This is a genomic window from Paraburkholderia sp. BL18I3N2 (genome assembly GCF_003001875.1).
Classification (GTDB): domain Bacteria; phylum Pseudomonadota; class Gammaproteobacteria; order Burkholderiales; family Burkholderiaceae; genus Paraburkholderia; species Paraburkholderia phytofirmans.
Genome location: NZ_PVNC01000009.1, coordinates 180,041 through 200,770 on the forward strand (window position 1 = coordinate 180,041; position 20,730 = coordinate 200,770).

At 62.8% G+C, this 20,730-nt stretch carries 19 protein-coding genes and 1 tRNA gene; 8 read left to right on the forward strand and 12 right to left on the reverse strand.

Annotation, left to right across the window (positions count from 1 at the left end):
• Positions 1–6: 6 nt before the first annotated feature.
• On the reverse strand, positions 7–786 hold the full coding sequence (locus tag B0G75_RS23790) for a DeoR/GlpR family DNA-binding transcription regulator (RefSeq protein WP_106311216.1): 780 nt from the start codon (positions 784–786) through the stop codon (positions 7–9).
• Between the two features lie 354 nt (positions 787–1,140).
• On the opposite strand from B0G75_RS23790, the gene ggt reads away from it, so the two are divergent.
• The 4 genes from ggt (at position 1,141) to B0G75_RS23810 (ending at position 6,134) form a co-directional block, all read left to right on the forward strand.
• Positions 1,141–2,778, forward strand: a complete 1,638-nt coding sequence (gene ggt / locus B0G75_RS23795; protein ID WP_106311219.1) for a gamma-glutamyltransferase — start codon at positions 1,141–1,143, stop codon at positions 2,776–2,778.
• A 188-nt stretch (positions 2,779–2,966) separates the two neighbouring features.
• Positions 2,967–4,331: an MFS transporter gene (locus B0G75_RS23800; RefSeq protein WP_106311222.1), complete on the forward strand. Its 1,365-nt coding sequence runs from the start codon at positions 2,967–2,969 to the stop codon at positions 4,329–4,331.
• 347 nt (positions 4,332–4,678) lie between these two features.
• On the forward strand, positions 4,679–5,506 hold the full coding sequence (locus B0G75_RS23805) for a ferritin-like domain-containing protein (RefSeq protein WP_106311226.1): 828 nt from the start codon (positions 4,679–4,681) through the stop codon (positions 5,504–5,506).
• 103 nt (positions 5,507–5,609) lie between these two features.
• The gene (locus B0G75_RS23810; RefSeq protein WP_106311228.1) at positions 5,610–6,134 is read left to right on the forward strand and encodes a hypothetical protein; all 525 of its coding nucleotides are present in this window, start codon (positions 5,610–5,612) and stop codon (positions 6,132–6,134) included.
• A gap of 371 nt (positions 6,135–6,505) precedes the next feature.
• On the opposite strand, the gene B0G75_RS23815 is transcribed toward B0G75_RS23810, so the two are convergent.
• From B0G75_RS23815 to B0G75_RS23830, 4 genes are all read right to left on the reverse strand, one after another.
• Complete coding sequence (locus tag B0G75_RS23815; RefSeq protein ID WP_106311231.1) at positions 6,506–8,056, reverse strand: DEAD/DEAH box helicase; 1,551 nt, start codon at positions 8,054–8,056, stop codon at positions 6,506–6,508.
• Positions 8,057–8,269: 213 nt separating this feature from the next.
• Entirely contained in the window at positions 8,270–8,890 is a 621-nt protein-coding gene (locus B0G75_RS23820; RefSeq protein WP_012434269.1) for a hemolysin III family protein, read from the reverse strand.
• A 195-nt stretch (positions 8,891–9,085) separates the two neighbouring features.
• On the reverse strand, positions 9,086–10,384 hold the full coding sequence (locus B0G75_RS23825; protein WP_106311233.1) for a cytochrome c: 1,299 nt from the start codon (positions 10,382–10,384) through the stop codon (positions 9,086–9,088).
• Positions 10,385–10,405: 21 nt separating this feature from the next.
• Entirely contained in the window at positions 10,406–11,137 is a 732-nt protein-coding gene (locus B0G75_RS23830) for a cytochrome c (RefSeq protein ID WP_106311236.1), read from the reverse strand.
• A 370-nt stretch (positions 11,138–11,507) separates the two neighbouring features.
• Between B0G75_RS23830 and copC the strand changes: the two genes are divergently transcribed.
• Both copC and B0G75_RS23840 read left to right on the forward strand, forming a co-directional pair.
• Complete coding sequence (copC, locus tag B0G75_RS23835; protein WP_106311239.1) at positions 11,508–11,885, forward strand: copper homeostasis periplasmic binding protein CopC; 378 nt, start codon at positions 11,508–11,510, stop codon at positions 11,883–11,885.
• Entirely contained in the window at positions 11,882–12,817 is a 936-nt protein-coding gene (locus B0G75_RS23840) for a CopD family protein (protein WP_106311242.1), read from the forward strand. The genes copC and B0G75_RS23840 overlap by 4 nt, the downstream gene beginning before the upstream one ends.
• Positions 12,818–13,013: 196 nt before the next feature.
• Here the strand turns inward: B0G75_RS23840 and B0G75_RS23845 are convergent, their stop codons facing one another.
• From B0G75_RS23845 to dgoD, 3 genes are all read right to left on the reverse strand, one after another.
• Positions 13,014–13,244, reverse strand: coding sequence for a YodC family protein (locus B0G75_RS23845; RefSeq protein ID WP_181309334.1), 231 nt, complete (start codon positions 13,242–13,244; stop codon positions 13,014–13,016).
• Positions 13,245–13,257: 13 nt separating this feature from the next.
• Entirely contained in the window at positions 13,258–13,560 is a 303-nt protein-coding gene (locus B0G75_RS23850; RefSeq protein WP_106311245.1) for a hypothetical protein, read from the reverse strand.
• Positions 13,561–13,848: 288 nt separating this feature from the next.
• Positions 13,849–14,997 (reverse strand): galactonate dehydratase, encoded by a 1,149-nt coding sequence (gene dgoD / locus B0G75_RS23855; protein WP_106311247.1) that lies wholly within the window; start codon positions 14,995–14,997, stop codon positions 13,849–13,851.
• 284 nt (positions 14,998–15,281) lie between these two features.
• On the opposite strand from dgoD, the gene B0G75_RS23860 reads away from it, so the two are divergent.
• Complete coding sequence (locus B0G75_RS23860) at positions 15,282–15,959, forward strand: FadR/GntR family transcriptional regulator (protein ID WP_374956913.1); 678 nt, start codon at positions 15,282–15,284, stop codon at positions 15,957–15,959.
• Between the two features lie 57 nt (positions 15,960–16,016).
• Here the strand turns inward: B0G75_RS23860 and B0G75_RS23865 are convergent, their stop codons facing one another.
• Positions 16,017–17,555 carry a DHA2 family efflux MFS transporter permease subunit gene (locus B0G75_RS23865; protein ID WP_106311250.1) on the reverse strand — a complete coding sequence of 513 codons (1,539 nt, stop codon included), beginning with the start codon at positions 17,553–17,555 and terminating at the stop codon, positions 16,017–16,019.
• A gap of 135 nt (positions 17,556–17,690) precedes the next feature.
• On the opposite strand from B0G75_RS23865, the gene B0G75_RS23870 reads away from it, so the two are divergent.
• Positions 17,691–18,134, forward strand: coding sequence for a MarR family winged helix-turn-helix transcriptional regulator (locus B0G75_RS23870; RefSeq protein WP_106311388.1), 444 nt, complete (start codon positions 17,691–17,693; stop codon positions 18,132–18,134).
• Between the two features lie 137 nt (positions 18,135–18,271).
• Here B0G75_RS23870 and B0G75_RS23875 read toward each other — a convergent pair whose 3' ends face one another.
• The 3 genes from B0G75_RS23875 to B0G75_RS23885 all read right to left on the reverse strand — a co-directional run bounded on the left by B0G75_RS23875 (position 18,272) and on the right by B0G75_RS23885 (position 20,541).
• Complete coding sequence (locus tag B0G75_RS23875) at positions 18,272–18,622, reverse strand: hypothetical protein (protein ID WP_106311391.1); 351 nt, start codon at positions 18,620–18,622, stop codon at positions 18,272–18,274.
• A gap of 94 nt (positions 18,623–18,716) precedes the next feature.
• Positions 18,717–18,793 (reverse strand) — tRNA-Met (locus tag B0G75_RS23880).
• A gap of 89 nt (positions 18,794–18,882) precedes the next feature.
• Complete coding sequence (locus B0G75_RS23885; protein ID WP_106311253.1) at positions 18,883–20,541, reverse strand: MFS transporter; 1,659 nt, start codon at positions 20,539–20,541, stop codon at positions 18,883–18,885.
• Positions 20,542–20,730 lie beyond the last annotated feature (189 nt).

Sequence of the window (20,730 nt, forward strand, 5' to 3'; positions counted from 1 at the left end):
CTGGCGTCAGTCGGCGATATACACCTGGCAATTGGCGGCCGCGAGCGTTTCGGTCATCTCGGCGGACGGTGCAACGTCCGTGAACAAGGCGTCGATCTGATCGAGATGGCCTTGGCGAACTAGTGCTGGGCGGCCGAATTTCGAGTTGTCGGCGGCGAGGAAAACGGTGCGCGCATGCTGGATGATCGCTTCGGCCACCCGCACTTCACGCGTGTCGAAATCGCGCAGCGTGCCGTCCGTTTCAATGCTCGACGTGCCGATGATCGCGAAGTCCACCTTGAACTGCCGGATGAAATCGATCGCCAACTCGCCGACGATCCCTTTGTCCCACGGCCGCACAATGCCGCCCGTCACCAGCACCTCGCAATCCGGATAGCCGCTCATCATGCTGGCGACGTTCAGGTTGTTGGTGATCACGCGCAGGCCGCGGTGCCGATTGAGTGCGCGCGCCACTTCTTCGGTCGTGGTGCCGAGATTGATGAAGAGCGAAGCCTGATCGGGAATGTGAGTGGCCACTAACGCCGCGATGCGCCGCTTCTCGTCATGGAACATGCGCTGACGCGCCGTATAGGAGACGTTTTCGGAACTGGTCGGCAGACTTGCGCCACCGTGATAGCGGCGCAACAGGTTCATATCGGCGAGCCAGTTGACGTCGCGGCGGATCGTCTGCGGCGTCACGTCGAAGTGGGCCGCGAGGTCGTCCACCGTCACGAAGCCGTCGCGTTGCACCCACTCCAGCAGTTCCTGTTGCCGGGCATTGAGAGTCAGGCGGGGGTCTCGGGTCATGTGTCTCGGTTTTGTGGGTTTTTGTCCGCGTTGCCCGCCGTCGGCGCGCCAGGCTGAACCGGTAAGCGAGTGATGCGTGAATGGGGGTGAGCGTATTGTAAGACCTTCGCGCGCCTTGTCTGCCAACTCGTGCGACATGCATAGGATAGGGGACGACCGCGCCATCGATCTATTCAGCCTTTTTACGCATTTATTCATTTGATAAATGAATTTGTTTTTTGGGCCGGATCACGATGCAATCCGAGGTTCCGCGGTTGATTCATGCTGCACCCCGACTGACCCCGCGTTCGATCTGTTTTCCAATGGTTTCCGGCGGTTTCCGCAAGCCGGGCCGCGCTTTCGAGAGTGTTCGACATGACTGGCTTCAACTGGCAAAACCCTTATCCGACGCCGCGTCTGCCTGTATTCGCGCGCAACATCGTTTCGACTTCGCATCCGCTCGCGGCGCAAGCCGGACTGCGCATGCTGTGGAAAGGCGGCAATGCCGTCGATGCCGCGATCGCGGCGGCCGCCGCCATCACGGTGGTCGAGCCGGTCTCGTGCGGGCTGGGTGGCGACGCGTTCGCGCTGGTGTGGGACGGTAAGAAGCTGCATGGCCTCAACGCGTCGGGCGTGTCGCCGGCGGCGTGGAACGTCGACTACTTCAAGCGCAAATACGGCGAGGAAAACGGTCTGGCGAAGCAACCGAAACGCGGCTGGGACGCGGTGACGGTGCCCGGCGTGATCGCCGGCTGGGAAGCGCTGCATCAGAAATTCGGCACGCTGCCGTTCGCCGACCTGATGGAGCCGGCCATCGAAATCGCCGAGCGCGGTCACGCGGTGGCGAGCATCGTCGCTTATAAGTGGGCCGCCGCCGTGCCGGAACTAAAGGACGTGCCGGGCTTCGCGCAAACCTTCATGCCGCGCGGCCGCGCGCCGGAAGTGAGCGAACTGGTGCGCTTTCCCGGCCACGCGAAGACGCTGCGCAAGCTCGCCGAACAAGGCCCGCGCGCGTACTACGAAGGCGAGATCGCCGAGCAGATAGCCGCGTTTGCCCGCGAAGGCGGCGGCGCGCTGACGCTCGGCGACCTGCGCAGCTACAAAGCGGATTGGGTCGAGCCGATCGGCAAGGATTATCGCGGCTACACGGTGCACGAGATTCCGCCGAACGGGCAGGGCATCGCTGCGCTGATCGCGCTGGGCATCCTCGAAAAATTCGATGTGAAGGAACTGGCGGTCGACAACGTCGAGTCGCAGCACTTGCAGATCGAAGCCATGAAGCTGGCCTTCGCCGACGTTTACCGCTATGTCGCCGATCCGCGTTCGATGGAGGTCACGCCGGAGCAGATGCTCGACGACGCCTACCTCACCTCGCGCGCCAAACTGATCGATCACAAGCGCGCCACGCAGTTCGACTTCGGCATGCCGAAGGCCGGCGGGACCATCTACATGTCGGTGGCGGACGAGCGCGGCATGATGGTCAGCTTCATCCAGTCGAACTACATGGGTTTCGGCTCGGGCATCGTGGTGCCGGATAGCGGCATCGCCATGCAGAACCGCGGCTGCGGTTTCTCGATGGACCCGAAGTCGCCGAACGTGGTGGAAGGCGGCAAGCGGCCGTTCCACACCATCATCCCGTCGTTCCTCACGCAGCAGGTGAACGGCCGCCAGGAAGCGGTCATGAGCTTCGGCGTGATGGGCGGCGACATGCAGCCGCAAGGCCACTTGCAATCTATCGTGCGGATGCTCGACTACGGTCAGCAGCCGCAGGCCGCGTGCGACGCGCCGCGCTGGAAGGTCAATCGCGATTTCACGATCGACATCGAATCGACGCTCGATCCGAAGACCGCCGAGGCCTTGCAGAAGCTCGGCCACACGATCAAGTCGGTCGACGATCCGTATATGGACTTCGGCTCCGGTCAGTACATCTGGAAGCTCGATCGCAACGATCCGGAGCGCGGCTATGTGGCGGCAAGCGATAGCCGCCGCGACGGGTTGGCTGCGGGGTTTTAGGCAAGCACCCACGCGCAAGGCGAGGCGCCGCTCGAGGCTGCGCTTCGCTGCATGCGCGGGCGATTCCTCGGACTTCGCCCGCTGCACGCTAAAGGCAGCGCACCGATCAAATACACCGGTTGCCGACGGCGCTCGCTTCCCGCGCGCCAGGCATCAGGCATCGAGCATCCGACAGAGCAGGAGACATTATGCAGACCCACGCGTCGCCTTCGGCGACAGCTTCCCCTCATTTCGCGCACGCGCCGCTTTCCAAAGCAATGGTGCGGCGGATCGTGTTTTCGTCGTCGGTCGGCAATGCGCTCGAGTGGTTCGATTTTCTGGTCTATGGCTACTTCGCGACCCTCATCGCCAAAGAGTTTTTCCCGATGCGGGACGAGTGGCTCTCCACGCTGCTTGCCATCGCCACCTTCGGCATCTCGTTCCTGATGCGGCCGCTGGGCGCGGTCGTGCTCGGCATCTACGGCGACCGCAAGGGCCGCAAGGCGGCGCTGACGTTCGCCATCGCGCTGATGATGGTCGGCACCTTCACGATGGCGGTGATGCCACCGTATGCGTCGATTGGAATCGCAGCGCCGATCCTGATTCTGTTCGCGCGGCTCGTGCAAGGATTCGCGGTGGGCGGTGAGTTCGGCAGCGCGACCGCTTTCATGGTCGAACATAGCGCGTCGCGCCGCGGCTATTACGCGAGTTGGCAGTTCGCGAGCCAGGGGCTTGCCGCGATTACGGCCGCCGCGTTCGGCTCGTTGTTGACCGCATGGATGCCGCCCGCGCAACTGAATGACTGGGGCTGGCGCCTGCCGTTCGTGTTCGGTTTGCTGGTCGGCCCGGTGGGCTATTACATCCGTTCGCACCTTGACGAGACGCCGGAGTTCCTCGCGCTGCGCGAGGCGCGTGAAGCGGCCGGCGCTCGCGCCACGGCAAGCGAAGAGAAAGACGCGTCGTTCGCCAGCCAGTGGGTCAACCTGCTGCTCGCGATCGGCATCGTCGCGCAATCCACGGTAGGCGTCTATGTACTGCAGCTCTACATGCCGATGTACGCCGTCAAGCAGTTGCACATGCCGGCGGCGGCATCGTTCGGCGTGGTGGTGCTCAACGGCGGCCTGCAATTCCTGCTCTCGCCGGTGATGGGCGCGTTGTCTGATCGCATCGGACGGATTCGCATCATGCTAACCACGTCGATTCTGATGGGCACGCTGATCTATCCGATGTTCGCGCTGCTGCAGTCTCATCCGACCATCGGCTGGCTGCTCCTGTTGCAGGGCACGGCGGGCATTTTCAAGGCGGCTTATTCCGGGCCGATGCCCGCATTGATGTCCGAAATCTTTCCGACGCAGGTGCGCTCGACGGGTCTTTCAATCGGTTACAGCATTGGCGTGACGATCTTCGGCGGCTTCGCGCCCACGATCGTGGAGACCTTCATTCATTTGACCGGGGACAAACTTGCGCCAAGTTACTACGTGCTGATTGCCGCGGTGTTGTCTGGTCTTTCGCTCGTGGTCGTGGCGTGGCGCATGCGCCGCGTGCGTCTGATGCAGGGCGTTCAGATCGCCTGATCGCGAGCCTTGCGCCGCTGACCCAAAGCGCCGCCATACCCGTCAGACCTGACCGACGAGCTATCGTCACGGACTCAAGCCAGCTCTTCGAGCTGGTTTTTTTTGTGCCGCGCGCGCCGCGCCATTGTCCGACCGAATGATTCGACTACCGCGCCATTGGAACTGCGGCGGCTCGGCATGGTCTGTGCTGGGTTATCTGCAGAGTTGCGAAACACCGACTAAGATGCAGGTAGAAGGGGTTAACTCTAATTCAAGGCGCTGTATCAGACACGGCGGACCGGCCCGGCCGAGAGCGGGCGGTTTCGAGCGAGCTCCGCGAGTCGATACAGCTTTCGGAGCAAGACACGATGCACACAGAGCTGAACCATGTCATGCCCTGGCGGATCGAGGACATCGACCTCACCCGTATTGATCGGCAAAAGGCCGTCGCGAACGAAGATTTGCTGCTGTTGCTGTGCGCGTCTTCGTTTATCGAAAGCGGCTCCGATCTTTACACGAGCAATCTAAGCACTTTCTTTAACGGCGATCCCGAAGTCTCTGCCTGGCTCAACCAGGAGTGGGAGCCGGAAGAGCTGCAGCATGGCCGCGCGCTCAAGACGTATATCGCTTACGTGTGGCCCGAATTCGACTGGGACACGGCGTTTCGTAATTTTATGGAAGAGTATTCGCTGACCTGCTCAGTGGAGGATTTCGAAAAGACCCGCGCGCTCGAGATGGTCGCGCGCTGCGTGGTGGAAACCGGCACGGCGACCTTGTATCGCGCGATCGGCGAATGCTCGGACGAGCCGGTGCTCAAGCAGATCACCGACAACATCCGCACCGACGAAGTCCGTCACTACAAGCACTTTTTCAAGTACTTCAAGAAGTACAACAAGATCGAAGGTAACGGCAGGCTCGCCGTGCTCGGCGCGCTCATGCGCCGCGTCATGGAAATCAAGAACGAAGACTCGGAGATCGCTTTGCGGCACGTGTTCGCGACTCGTTATCCGGAGCGCGTGCACGACTCGACCTATAACCGCGAGCGCGCGGCGCGTATCAATGCGCTGGTGCGGCGCAATCTGTCGGCCGACATGTGCGTGAAGATGCTGCTCAAGCCGCTCAATCTGCCGGCGCGGATTCAGCCTGGCGTGCACTACCCGCTCGCCAAGATCACGCAGCATGTGTTCTTTCGCTGATCGCCTGGCGTGAATCGCCGGTGTTGCAAATGGCCCGCTTATGCGGGCCATTTGCGTTTCAAGGCATGATGCATGCTGGTTCACTTCTATTCTGATCGACATCATGAGCGATTCCCCCGCCCCCGAACGTCCAGTCGAACAGACCGTGTTCGATGAATGGCCCGATGCCGTGCGCGCGTTGTTCGACGGCTCGTCGCTGGCGAGCAAGACGGGTTTCACCGCGTCGCTGCTGAGCGTCGATACGAATGGCCATGTGCGCACGTCGCTGCTCGGCGTCGGCGAGTTGTACGCGCCTGATTCGCGCACGTTATGCATCGCGTTGTGGCCGCAAGCGAGGGCGGCGCGCGCGATCACGCAAAGCGGACGGGCAGCGCTCACCTTCGTCTGCGACGCGGCGTTCTATCAGGTGCAGTTGCTCATGACGCCGCTAGCGAGCGTCGCGGGCGATGCCAGCGGGCTCGTCTATCTGCACGGTTCGATCGACACGGCGGAGGCGCAAAGCGTCCGTTACGCGCGTCTGACGAGCGGCATTACGTTCGAACTGGAAGGGGAGGGAAAGGCGGTGCTCGATCGATGGGAACAGCAGATCGAGCACCTGAAGCAAGCGGCTGCCGCGGCGGGCCGGTAGTTCTCAATGCGAGGACAACGGCCAGCGACAGGTGGGTGGCTTCTTGTAGGCGTAGCGGGCCGCTGCTGCTAGCCGGTCGTCCTCGTGCAAGGAGAGCCCCCGCCGGTGAGTGCATGCCTTTAGGCTCAGCGGCTATGTTCGCGGCTGCTGCCGGCGGTCGTCCTGATGCAAGGACAGCTCCGCCGGCGAGTGCATGCCTTTTAGGCTTAGCGGCTATGCCGACCGCTGCTGCCGGCCAGTCGTCCTGATGCAAGAAAGCGACCGCGCGAGTGCATGCCTTCCAGGCCCGGCGGCTATGCTGACCGCCGCCGCCGGCCGGTCGTCCTTAGCGAAACGACAGCGGCCGGCGAGCGTCGGCTAAGCCTTGCAACTTAACGGCCGCGTTGACCGCTGCGTGTGGGCTGACCACCGCGCGGCGCGTCGTTGCGCGGCTTGGCGCCACCCAGCAACGCACCCGGATTGCCGCCTTGCGGTTTCGCGCCTTGCGGCTTGCGCGGCGCGTGCTGCGCGGCGCTGCCCTCATGCGCGACGGCGCGCGGCCGGTCGTCGTGACGCTGCCCATCACGACGCGGCTGGCCGCCATTGCCGGCCGGCTTCGCACCTTGCGGCTTCGGCTGCTGTTGACCGTTCGCCGGGCGTTGACCCGAGCGCTGCGCCGGTTTAGCCGAACCCGCGCCATCACGTTTCGGTGCGCCTTGACCCTGACGCGGCGAACGACCGCCACCGCCGCCACCACCACCTTGGCCGCGACGCAGAATCGGTTCCGGCTTCGCAGTCGGGTCCGGTTCGAAACCGGCAATCACCTCCTGCGGCACCGGACGCTTGATCAGCTTCTCGATGTCCTTCAACAACTGCAGTTCGTCGACGCACACCAGCGAGATCGCTTCGCCCGTCGCGCCTGCACGCCCCGTGCGGCCGATGCGGTGCACGTAGTCTTCCGGCACGTTCGGCAGATCGTAGTTGACCACGTGCGGCAGTTGGTCGATATCGATACCGCGCGCCGCGATGTCGGTCGCGACCAACACCTGCAGCGTGCCGTCCTTGAACTCGGCGAGCGCGCGTGTGCGGGCCGACTGGCTCTTGTTGCCGTGAATCGCCAAGGCGCTGATGCTGTCCTTGGTCAGTTGTTCGGCAAGACGGTTGGCGCCGTGCTTGGTACGCGTGAACACCAGCACCTGAAACCAGTTGTGCTGCTTGATCAGATGCGTGAGCAGTTCGCGCTTTTTGTCGCGATCCACCGGGTGAATCTTTTGCGCGACCGTTTCGGCGGTCGTATTGCGGCGCGCGACTTCGATCAGCGCCGGCGAGTCGAGCAGATTGTCGGCGAGCGTCTTGATCTCGTCGGAGAAGGTGGCCGAAAACAGCAGGTTCTGCCGCTTCGGAGGCAGCTTCGCCAGCACGCGTTTGATGTCGTGGATGAAACCCATGTCGAGCATGCGATCGGCTTCGTCGAGCACGAGAATCTCGAGATGCGACAGGTCAATGGTCTTCTGCTGCATGTGGTCGAGCAAACGGCCCGGCGTCGCGACGACGATATCCACGCCGCTGCGCAGTGCGCCGATCTGCGGATTGATGCCGACGCCGCCGAACATCACGGTCGACTTCAGCTTCAGATACTTGCCGTACGCGCGCACGCTTTCTTCGACCTGCGCCGCCAGTTCACGCGTAGGCGTGAGGATCAGCGCACGCACCGCGCGCTTGCCCGAGCCGGTCGTAACGGCGGGCATGGTGTTCAGACGTTGCAGGATCGGCAACGTAAAGCCGGCGGTCTTGCCGGTGCCGGTTTGCGCGCCGGCCAGCAGGTCGCCGCCGTTGAGCACGGCGGGAATCGCTTGCGTCTGGATAGGAGTCGGAGTGGTGTAGCCGAGTTCGTGTACAGCGCGGACCAACGGTTCGGACAAGCCGAGGGAATCAAAAGACATAAAAGATCTTTGCAATGCAGTTTCGCGAACGGCACACATGGGCTCAGGCAGGCATAAATGCCGCATGAACACACCCGCTTGGCGTGTTCGAGGCCGAAGCCCAGTTCCGTTCGCAGAGAAATCGGCGGCACGCGGGAAACGCGTGCCGAATGCTTCAACGCGCTATGCAGACACGTTGACTGGCCTTAAGTTGCATTTCGCCGCCGTGGGGTGTCACGCGACGTAGCGCGCGACACTGACGAATTGACACAGACTGCCCGCCAGTACGAACAGGTGCCAGATACCATGTCCATGCCGGATGCGCTCGTCGTTGATGAAGAAGTAGATGCCGACGCTGTAGATGACTCCGCCGGCCACGAGCCAGGCGGTACCCGCTGCCGGTAAGGCTTCAACCAGCGGGCGGACGGCAACGAGCGCGAGCCATCCCATCAGGACATACAGCACCATCGAAACGCTGCGGGTGCGTCGCCCCAGCGTCAATTCCTGCACGATGCCGAGAGCGGCAAGCCCCCAGCTTACGCCGAATAGCGACCAGCCCCACGGTCCGCGCAATGTGACAAGCGTGAACGGAGTGTAGCTGCCGGCGATCAGCAGGTAGATCGCCGAATGGTCGCACTTCTGCAGAACCGCCTTCGCACGCGGATTGCGCACGCTGTGGTAAAGCGTCGAGATAGCATACAGCACGAACAGCATCGCACCGTACACGCTGAAGCTGACCACCTTGTACGCGTCGCCGTCGAGCGCGCCCATCGTCACGAGCGTTGCAAGACCCGCCACCGACAGTACGGCGCCGACGAGGTGGGTAATGCTGTTAAAACGCTCCCCGACATGCACGATTCTTATCTCCTGCCCAGTTTCATAAGAGCCCCCCAGACCTGTCGCTTCGCGCCAAGCCCCCGCGAGGGTGAGAAAACTTGGCGCTAGGCGTTTTCTCAGGGTAACTACTCCCCCCCATGATACCGGTCCTTCAAAAACAAAGGGCGCGGCCGCGAATTTCGCAGGCCGCGCCCCGGGTGCAACGAACGCTGCTTAGTCGAGCGGTGCCGAACGCAGATCGGACACTTGCTGCGGCGAGACGGCCGTGCCGTGGTTGCCCCACGACATACGGATGTACGTCACAACCGCCGCAACTTCCTGATTCGACAGTGCTTGTGCAAACGGCGGCATGCCGAACGGATGCGGGTTGGCATCCGTGCTCGGCGGGTATCCGCCGTTCAGCACCATACGGATCGGGTTGACCGCCGAAGGCATCTGAATCGACTGGTTGTTCGCGAGCGGCGGGAAGGCCGGCGGCATGCCGAGGCCATTTTCCGCGTGGCACTTTGCGCAGTTGTCGGCGTAGATCTTCTGACCTTGCTTCAATAGTTCGCCGCCAAACTTTTCCGACGTTTCGAGCTGAAGCGGTTCAGGCGCTTCGCTCTTCTGCGGAATCGTCTTCAGGTACGTGGCCATCGCGTTGATGTCCGCGTCTGACATGTACTGCAGGCTGTTGTGAACCACTTCGGCCATCGGACCGAACACGGCGCCGCGATTCGACACGCCGGTCTTCAGCAGATCGGCGATGTCTTTGGTTTCCCAGTCGCCGAGGCCGGCTTCCTTGTTCGACGTGAGCGACGGTGCGTACCAGTTCTGCAGCGGGATCAGGCCGCCGGCGAACGCCGCCGAGCTGACCGGGCCGCCCATGGCGTTGATCGACGTGTGGCACATGCCGCAGTGGCCGAGGCCTTCGATCAGATACGCGCCACGGTTCCATTCGACCGACTTGGTCGGATCCGGCTTGTACTCGCCTTCACGGAAGAACAGCGTGCGCCAGCCGATCAGCATGTTGCGCTGGTTGAACGGGAATTTCAGTTCGTGCGGACGGCTCGGCACGTTGACCGGCGTGACCGAACGCAGATACGCGTAGATCGCGTCCGAGTCGGCGCGCGTGACCTTAGTGTAGCTGGTGAATGGGAAGCCCGGGTACAGCAGGCTGCCGTCTTTCGAACGGCCGGTGTGCATGGCGCGATAGAAGTCGTCTTGCGTCCACTTGCCGATACCGTATTGGTCGTCAGGCGTGATGTTCGGCGTGAACATCGTGCCGAACGGCGTGGCCATGGGCAGCCCGCCGGCGAACTGCTTGCCGCCGCGCACCGTGTGGCAGGCGATACAGTCGCCGGCGCGGGCGAGATACTCCCCCTGCTTGATCAGCGCGGCCTGGTCGGCGGGCGTTGCCGCCATGGCCGTGCCGTTATGCAGATGGTCGCCGCCCGACCACAGGACGGGAACGAGTGCGGCAGCCGCAACGACGACGACTGCCGAGAGGGCGAACAAAGACTTGCGTTTCATTTGAGTGTCTCTCCCGGTGCCTTATTGCGGTTCGCTGCCGCAGGCAAGCGGAGTCTTCATCGAGCGGGCCGGAGCCGGCACGGGGTTTTGTGGGGCCTGTTGCGTGGAAAGCCAGGCGGCAACGGCGTTCACGTCTTCGTCGGTCAGGCGTGTGGCGATGGTGTGCATGCAATCAGGCGCGATGGCATGGCGCGAGCCCGAGCGCCATGCGCCGAGCTGCGCGCTGATGTAGTCGGAGTGCAGGCCGACCAGACCCGGGATAGCGGGTTGCATACCGGTCAATGTCTTGCCGTGGCAGGCCGCGCAAGCCGGAATCTGCTTCGAGGCGTCGCCGTTCAGCACGATCTGCTGGCCGCGAGCCAGCGTGCTCGACGATACCGTCGGCTTGGCCGGCTGCGGATACGGAGGACGCTGTTGCGAGAAATACGTGGCGATCTGATGAAGGTAGTCGTCCGAGAGGTACGTGACCAGGTAGTTCATGGGCGGGTACTTGCGGCGCCCTTCGCGGAAATTCTGTAGCTGGTTGTACAGATAGTCGGCCGGCTTGCCTGCGAGGCGAGGGAAGTAGTCGTTGTCCGTACCTTGGCCATGCGTGCCGTGGCAGGCTGTGCAGCCTTGCACGCGCGCTTCCATCGTATCGGGGGCTTTCGGTTGAGTCTGCGCTTTCGCAGCGCTATAGACGCCCGCGGAGCCGATCAGCAGAAGGGCGAGCAACGGGCGGAAAATGCGTCTTGAAGACACGCGTAACTCCATCAAAATCGGGGACCTGACCGAACTTCGAGCGGCTCGGTGTGAAGGGCAGCCGGCGCTGCGGCGACGCAGCATTCTATCATCGAAGGGTGATGATGACTATTTGGCACATTAGAGAAGGTTCCTGCTGTCACAGCCATGCGACAGTTTGACGCGCACAACCGTTTCATGCTGCCTAACTGTTGTTCCAAATTTGTTTGCGCGATCAAGGGCGCAAAGCTTGGCCGCGCACGAACTAACGATAAACCAGGTTGAACCGACGCCCGCGCGAACCATCGAAGCGTACACTTCCGGGCGCGCCGGACTTTGTCCGGTCTCGACGCGCCTGGGTCCGACGCCCACTGTTTTCCTGATCATCCGTTATCGGCATTAAATGAAGCTACTTAATTTTTCCCGTCCGGCGTTGCGAGCGTCGATGCTCGGCGCCGCGGCGCTGCTCGTGACGTCCACGGCATTCGCCCATGCGCATCTGAGCTTGAGCGAGCCGGCGGCCAACGCCGAAGTCGCCGCGCCCTCCGAAGTGACGATTCATTTCACCGAGCCGCTCGAACCGGCTTTCAGCAAGATCGCGCTTGCCGACACCAGCGGCAAGGTGGCCGCTCCGGCTGAGTCCCAGGTCGACAAGCAGGACGCCCGGATCATGCATCTGCCGCTGCCGCAGTTGAGCGCCGGCCGCTACGCGGTGCACTGGATCGCGGTAGCCACGGACGGCCACCGTACCCAAGGCGACTTTGCGTTTATCGTCAAATGAGCATCGACGGACTCTGGATCGGGCAGGTCGCCATGGCCGCGCTCATGAACGTCGCGTTTGCGTTTGCCGTCGGTTCGGCGTTGCTCGGCGCGTGGCTCGCGAAGGACGCCCAGCAGAAGGTCTCGCCCGCGCGCCTCGCCTGGTTGCGCGCGCAACGCTCGATGTTGACGGCCACCGTCGTGCTGGTGCTCGCGGATCTCGGCTGGCTGCTGTATCAGGCGGCGTCGATGAGCGGCGTCGGGTTGCCGGCCGCCATCGGCGTGGTGCCGACCGTACTGACGCAAACCCATGTCGGTTACGGCTGGAGCCTTGCGTTTGCCGGCGCGCTGGTGCTGCTCGGCACGGCCATGGCAAGTCATACGGGGATGCTGCGCAATGCGCTCCTGTGGCTCGCGGTGGTCGCGATCGCCGCCGGTAAGGCGTCGCTGGGTCATGCGGCGGATGCCGGTCCGGCCTCGGCCGCGATCGCCATGCAAACGCTGCACGTGCTCGTTACCAGCGTGTGGGGCGGTCTGGCGATGGCGGCGGGGCTCGCGGTTCTGCCGGCACTCGGCACCTCGACCGCGCGCGGTATGTTGATCCGCACGGCGACGCAGGTGTCGAACGTGTCGGTGGTGGCGGTTGCGCTCGTGCTGCTCTCCGGCATTTTCAACGCGGTGCGGGGTTCGGGTGGGTCGTTCGAGGCGATTGAACTCAGCACGTGGGGACATGTGCTGATGCTCAAGCTTGCGCTGGTCGCGCTCGCGCTCGTGCTCGGCGGACTCAACCGCTTTCTGGCGCTGCCGCGCCTGCGCCGCACCGCCTCGACTATGGATGCCCACACCTTCGTCAACGTGCTGTATCTGGAAGCACTGGCGATGATCGGCGTGTTCGTCGCGGCGGCCGCGCTGTCGCATAGCGTGCCGGCGTTCGCCGCGCTCGGACTCGGCTGACAGCGTGGCGCGAGGTCGTGGCGGGTCGGGCGACATGAGCGGCGGCACCTGAACCGCAATCGCGTCCGCAAGGGTTCAGGTCCGCGACGTCTCGCAAGCGCGACGTCGGCCACATAAAAAAGCGCCGCACGGCAAAAGCGTGCGGCGCAATACACACGGTCGCCTGGCGGTGGCCAGCAATCCGTTACTACACTTTTCAGGCGGCGAGCACGCGGCTCGTCCGCTCCAGGGTCTCCTCCGGAAACATCTCCTGCTGCAACTCGCCGGTATTGCTAAACCATTGGCAAATCAGCCAGTTGCCCGGCGCGAACAACACTGGGCCGCTCCAGGTGACGGTCATCGGGCGGCCGCCTGACTTCAGCTTCAGGACGTCGCCCGCGCGAAACGTGGGTTTTGGCCGCCTCATGAGCCGCTTGGCCAATTGCATGGCGAGGCGCCGCTTATTCGAGACCAAGCCGATGGCCGAGGATCGGCGCGCAAAAGAGCGCGATGGCGCAGCCCGCGGCTTTGCCTTCCAGTTCGGCGCCCGCGGCGCGCGAGCCGTACATATGCGTGAGCAGATCGAAGAGTTGCGGCAGGCAGTACAGCACTGCGGCGCCGATGAAGCATTTCTCGACAACTGAGATGCGCCAGCCGCGTTCGAATGCGAGTGCCGCGCCGATGATGCGCAGCACGCCGAAAACCACCAACGCGCCGACGGCGGCCTGTTCGCGGAGCAGATAGTCTGGAAGGAACTCGCCCATGATTTTCCCCGATGCATTTGTCGTTTGAATGCATTTGAGCAAGGAGCGGGCCATATTTCTGTCTGATGCCGAACGGACGGCTTGAAAACCTTTCTGGACAAGGCTTTGCGGGGATGCGTGCGGGTCTGGGCAGAGCGCGATAAACGCGCGTTCGAGCTTGTTCGGTCCGGGATGTTACGTTACTGCGACGGCCCACGCGTCACGTCACCGTAACGCGCGCGCCGCATCGGCGATGCGGTCGTCGACGCAAACAAAAACGCCGCCCGCGGGCGGCGTTCCTTCACGCAATTACCATTCGGCGACGCTGCCATCCTCATGGCGCCACACCGGATTGCGCCAGCGATGGCCGACCTTGGCCATCTCCCGCACTTTCTCCTCGTTGACCTCGATGCCAAGGCCCGGGCCCTGCGGAATCGACACGAAGCCGTCTTCGTATTTGAAGACCTCCGGGTTCTTGATGTAATCGAGCAGGTCGTTGCCCTGGTTGTAGTGGATGCCGAGGCTCTGTTCCTGGATGAACGCGTTGTAGCTCACGGCATCGATCTGCAGACAGGTCGCCAGAGCGATCGGGCCGAGCGGGCAATGCAGCGCGAGCGCGACATCGTAGGCTTCCGCCATCGACGCAATCTTGCGGCACTCGGTTATGCCACCCGCGTGCGACGCGTCCGGCTGAATGATGTCGACGTAGCCGCCCGACAGGATGTGCTTGAAGTCCCAGCGCGAGTAAAGACGCTCGCCCAATGCGATCGGCGTGTTGGTCTGATTGACGATGTCGCGCAACGCTTCGGCATTCTCCGACAGCACCGGCTCTTCGATGAAGAGCAGCTTGTACGGGTCGAGTTCCTTCGCCAGCACCTTGGCCATCGGCTTGTGCACGCGGCCGTGGAAATCCACGCCGATGCCGATGTTCGGTCCGACCGCCTCGCGCACGGCTGCGACGTTGTTGATGACGCCTTGCACCTTGTCGAAGGTGTCGATGATCTGCAACTCTTCGGAGCCGTTCATCTTCACGGCCTTGAAGCCGCGCTCGACCACGGCGCGCGCGTTGTTGGCCACGTCGCTCGGACGGTCGCCGCCGATCCACGAATACACCTTGATCTTGTCGCGCACCTGGCCGCCGAGCAGCGCATGAATCGGCACGCCATGATGTTTGCCCTTGATGTCCCACAGCGCCTGGTCGACGCCGGCGATCGCGCTCATGGTGATCGGGCCGCCGCGATAGAAGCCGGAGCGGTACATGACCTGCCAGTGGTCTTCGATCAGAAGCGCGTCTTTGCCGATCAGATAGTCCGACAGTTCTTCCACGGCGGCCGCCACCGTGTGCGCGCGGCCTTCCACCACGGGCTCGCCCCAGCCGACGATGCCTTCGTCGGTTTCGATTTTCAGGAAGCACCAGCGCGGCGGAACGATGAAGGTTTCGAGCTTGGTGATTTTCATGGTGTGCGTCTCCTTGTCGGCCGGAGTTGGCGCTTTGGCGCTTACTTCGGCCCTATGCAAAGCATCGGCCTTAGGCGTCTGCAAACTATTTCGAGGATTCACATGCTACAACAAAAGGGCATTTAAGTACTATTAATAGTATTATTTGCCAGATAGTGGCAAGACACGCGTCTCGGCATGGCGTTGTCAAAGCAGTGATCTCACGGTTGAGATGCCGGATAATCGCGCTCGTTCCGGCCTCTGTTCCCCTATCAATAGCGGCGCAAGGCCGCCAGGAGAAAGCTATTCAGCACGATCTGCATGGGCGTGTCGCCCATCAGCTGGCGACCGCGATTCTGCGCGGCGACTACGCGCCCGATTCGATCCTGCCGCGCGAAGCGGAGTTGATGGAAACGTTCGGCGTGAGCCGCACGGTGTTGCGCGAGGCGTTGCGCACGTTGACTTCGAAAGGCTTGATCGAATCGCGTCCGCGTGTGGGTACGCGCGTGCGTCCGAAACGCGCGTGGAATCTGCTCGATGTCGACGTGCTCGACTGGTACTCGCGGGTCGCTGAGCCGATGGCTTTTGCGCTCAAGCTGCAGGAAATGCGCGAGATGATCGAGCCATATGCCGCGAGTCTGGCGGCGGCTTCATATACAGACGACACTTTCTATGCGCTCGCCGCGTCTCATGAAGCCATGGTGGCGGCGCGCAATGTCGACGAATGGGTGCGTGCCGATCTGCGGTTCCATTTGAGCGTGCTGACCGCGTGCAGCAACGAATTGCTGATTCCCCTCGGCACGCTGATCGAACGCACGCTCGAAGCGCAACTGCGCCTGAATGCAAAACGCGCGGAGGTGTTCAATGCGTCGCTGGCCGAGCATACGGCGGTGTTCGAAGCGATTCGCGATCGCGACGCAGCGGCGGCGCGGGCGGCGATGGCGGCACTGTTGGGTGTGACGCGCGGGCGGATCGAAGCTTAGACGCGGGCGCCGCGCGCAGCCCGCTGCGACGGTCACTAGCCGGGTCAGTGCCGCGTCTCAATCCATCGCGGCATGCGCCACCGACGCATCCGCCGCCTTATGCGCGGGGCGGATCAACAGCAGAAGCGGAATAACCAGCAGCGTCGCCATGAACATCAGCTTGAAGTCGTTCAGATACGCGATCATCGACGCCTGCTGGGTGATCGACGCGTTCAGCGCGGCCATGTCGTAAGTCGAGCCGTTGTTGAGCATCGGCTGGACGGCGGGATTGAAGGGCGTGATATTGGCCGCGAGGTCCGCATGCGAGACCTGCGTGTTGCGCGTCATCAGCGTTTGCACGATCGAAATGCCGATACTGCTGCCGATGTTGCGCATCAGGCTATACGTCGCGGTGCCATCCGCGCGCAGTTCCGGCGTGAGCGTCGAGAAGGTCAGCGCGCTCAGCGGCACGAACACGAGCCCAAGCCCGAAGCCCTGAATCACCCCGGGCCAGACAATGTCCGACGCCGACAGCACGATCGTGTAATGCATCATCTGCCAGAGCGCGAACGCCGAGATCAGAAAGCCCGTGAGCAGCAGAAGCCGTGCATCGATCCGCTTCAGCAGGCGCCCGGCGAACAGCATGGCGACCATCGTGCCCGCGCCGCTCGGCGCAGTGACGAGGCCGGTGGTCGCGACCGGATAGTTCATCAGGTTCTGCAGCATGGGCGGCAGCAACGCGCGCGTCGCGTACATCACCGCGCCGATCACGAAGATGAAAAACGTCCCCGTGGCGAAGTTCGGGTCCTTCAACAGTTCGTATTTGAAGAACGATTTCTCGCCGACCGTGGCCGTGTGCACGAGGAAAAACGCGAAGCTGATGGCCGCGAGCAGCGCCTCGACGACTATTTCATTAGAGCCGAACCAGTCCAGTTGCTCGCCGCGATCGAGCATGGCCTGCAATGCGCCGATGGCGAGACCCAGCGTGGCGAAGCCGAATGCGTCGAACCTGGCGTCGTGTTTCGGTTCGCGCGCGGGCAGGAAGGTCGCCACGCCGAACAGCGCGAACGCGCCGATCGGCACGTTGATGAAAAACACCCAGCGCCAGTTGTAGCTGTCGGTAAGCCAGCCGCCGAGCGTCGGCCCGAGAATCGGTCCGACCATCACACCCATGCCCCACACGGCCATGGCCTGTCCCTGCTTCTCGCGCGGATTGATGTCGAGCAGGATGGACTGCGACAGCGGCACCAGCGACGCGCCGAAAATCCCTTGCAGCAAACGCGACGCGACGATCTGCGTGAGCGTCTCCGACAAACCGCACAGCGCCGACGACACCGTGAAGCCGCCGATCGCGAAGATCAGCAGACGCTTGACGCTCAGCCGGTCGGACAGCCAGCCGGTAAGCGGCGTGGCGATCGCGGCGGCGACGATGTACGAGGTCAGCACCCACGTGATTTCATCCTGCGACGCGGACAGCGTGCCCTGCATATGCGGCAGCGCCACGTTGGCGATCGTGCTGTCGAGCGTTTGGATCAACGTCGCCAGCATGATCGAGACGGTGATCATCGGGCGGTTGAGCGGCGCGGCGGCGCTGGCCGCCGGGGTGTCGGAAGACATGAATGAGCGGGGTCGTCGATATAGTAAGCATGCTTAGTATATCGGTTGCGCGCGCGCCGGCCATCGGGAATTATGCGGAGCCTGAATTGCGCCCGTTTCAACGCTGAAAAACGAATGCCTTCGTATAATCCGCGCATGAAAACCCAACTCGATGAGCGCTTCGGCTTTCTGATTTCCGATGTCGGCCGGCTGACAGGCAAGCGTTTCGACGACCTTGCGAAGTCGTCGGTCGATTTGACGCGCGCGCAGTGCCGCGTGCTGGCCTATCTCGCGCATTACGGCGACACCAATCAGGCGCGGCTTGCGGACCTGCTCGAGGTCGCGCCGATCTCGGCGGGTCGTCTGCTGGATCGGATGGAAGAGGGAGGCTGGATCGAGCGGACGGCCAATCCGCAGGACCGCCGCGAGCGCCAGGTGCGCATGACGCCGAAGGCTGAGCGCACGCTCGGCAAAGCGCGCAAGGTCGGCGACGAAGTCGCGCTCGAAGCACTGAACGGCTTCACCGATGAGGAAGCGAAGCAGTTGATTGCGTTGTTGCAGCGGGTGCGCGGCAATCTGAGCCGGTTGGTGGATCGGTGACGGGAGGGACGCTGTTGGTTGACCGGCGGTGTCGAACGCGTCGGCGCCAGCACCGGCCCCTCAAGCCGTAGCTTCACATTCTGAAGATCGGCGCAGCGCGTGCGGTTGACGGCGCGCTTCGGCGCGCCGCGTGCCGACTATTTCGACTCGGGCGTCCCCGACGCTCCCGACGGCGGCACCAGCTCGAAACATGCCGGTGGCGCAACGGATGTTCTCGTTTTTGCATCGGTCTGCTGCGGGTCGATGCATTTGAACGCGCTCTGATCGCGCTGGACGAAAATCGTGTCGGCCGGGCCCGCGCTGCTATGAGCGCCGTTCACGACGGCGACGATCTTGTAGCCGTCCTGGAGCAGCGTGGATAGCGTGGTCGCGCTGGTGCGCCACTGACTGTCGGGCGATGTCTGAGCCTGAGCGGCGCATGCGGCAGTGCCGCTGAGAAACGCGATGGAAGCGGTAGCCACGGAAAGCGCGGCGGTGCGGAACGTCATCAAGAAACCTCCTTGAAGTTGCTGTAGTTGCAGTTCGGAAAGCCAAAACAAAAAAGCCGCCGAACCTTGCGGATCAGCGGCTTTTTCTTGCAACTGGTGGCGAATCAGGGACTCGAACCCCGGACCTGCGGATTATGATTCCGTCGCTCTAACCAACTGAGCTAATTCGCCAAAAGAAGCGAGATTATGCTGACGGCGCCGGAGGCTGTCAACCCCCGGCGCACAACTTTTTCAAGAAGCCATTCCGTTCATCAGACGCGTCAATCCTTCGCGTAGATGTCCGAGTCCTTGGTTTCCCGGACAAACAGCATGCCGACCACGAAGGTGACGAGCGCGATCACGATCGGATACCACAGCCCCGAAAAGATATTGCCCTTCGCCGCCACGATCGCGAAGGCGGTGGCCGGCAGGAAGCCGCCGAACCAGCCATTGCCGATGTGATACGGCAGCGACATCGAGGTATAGCGGATGCGCGTCGGGAACATCTCCACCAGCATTGCCGCGATCGGGCCGTAGACCATCGTCACGTAGATCATCATGATCGTCAGGATCACCACGGACATTGGCCAGTTGATCTGCGAGGGATCGGCCTTCGGCGCGTAACCGGCGGTCTTCAGCGTCGTCGCGAGGGTCTTGTCGAACGCCTTGCCTTGATCCTTGGCGTCCGCGGCCTTGCCGTCATACGTGTTGATCACCGTATCGCCGACCTTGATCTGCGCCAGCGCGCCCGCGGGCGCGGCGACGTTCTCGTAGTTCAAGCCGGCCTTCGAGAGCGCGCTCTTGGCGATGTCGCAGGAACTCGTGAACTTCGTGGTGCCGACCGGGTTGAACTGGAACGAGCACTCGTCCGGATTCGCGATCACGACGATTGGCGCTTTCGCGGTCGCCGCTTCCAGTGCCGGGTTGGTGTAGTGCGCCAGCGCCTTGAACAGCGGGAAGTACGTGCACGCGGCGATCAGCAGGCCGGCCATGATGATCGGCTTGCGGCCGATGCGATCCGACAGCGAGCCGAAGAACAGGAAGAACGGCGTGCCGATCAGGAGCGCGATCGCGATCATGATGTTGGCGCTGCTGCCGTCCACCTTCAGCGTCTGCGTCAGGAAGAACAGCGTGTAGAACTGGCCCGTGTACCAGACCACGGCCTGGCCGGCGGTGAGGCCGATCAGCGCGAGAATCACGACCTTCAGGTTCTTCCACTGGCCGAAGGCTTCGGACAGCGGCGCTTTGGAGGTCTTGCCTTCGGCCTTGATGCGCTCGAACACCGGCGATTCGTGCAGTTGCAGACGAATCCACACCGACACGGCCAGCAGGAGGATCGAGACGATGAACGGAATGCGCCAGCCCCAGACGCCGAACGCGTCCTCACCCATTGCCGTGCGCACGCCGAGAATCACCAGCAGCGACAGGAACAGGCCGAGCGTGGCAGTCGTCTGGATCCAGGCCGTATAGAAGCCGCGGCGTCCCGCCGGTGCGTGTTCGGCCACGTAGGTGGCGGCGCCGCCGTACTCGCCGCCGAGCGCGAGGCCTTGCAGCATCCGCATCGCAATGAAGATCACGGGCGACGCGAAGCCGATCGACGCGTAGCCTGGCAGGAAGCCGACCAGGAACGTCGACAGGCCCATGATCACGATCGTCACGAGGAACGTGTACTTGCGCCCGACCATATCGCCGAGCCGCCCGAACACGATCGCGCCGAACGGCCGGACCGCGAAGCCGGCCGCGAAGCTGAGCAGCGTGAAGATGAAGGCGGCTGTCGGATTGACGCCGGAGAAGAAGCTCTTGCTGATGAAGGCCGCCAGCGAGCCGGCCAGATAGAAGTCGTACCACTCGAAAACCGTACCCAGCGACGATGCGAAGATCACCCGCTTCTCTTCGCGCGTCATCGGCACGTGCGAGATTTGCCCGCCAACGGTAGCCATATGTCGTCTCCAATATTGATATGCACGCGGTTCGCCGGTAACGGCGTTCCCGTGAAACCGATTATTGGAGTGGAAACTTACGGCGTACTGACGTGGCGGGGTGAAATTGCAGCATCGTCTGTGTTGTTGGTTTTCGACAAAAATGTGCCTATCTGGCGGCAAATAGGCCTAATTTGCGATCAACGTATC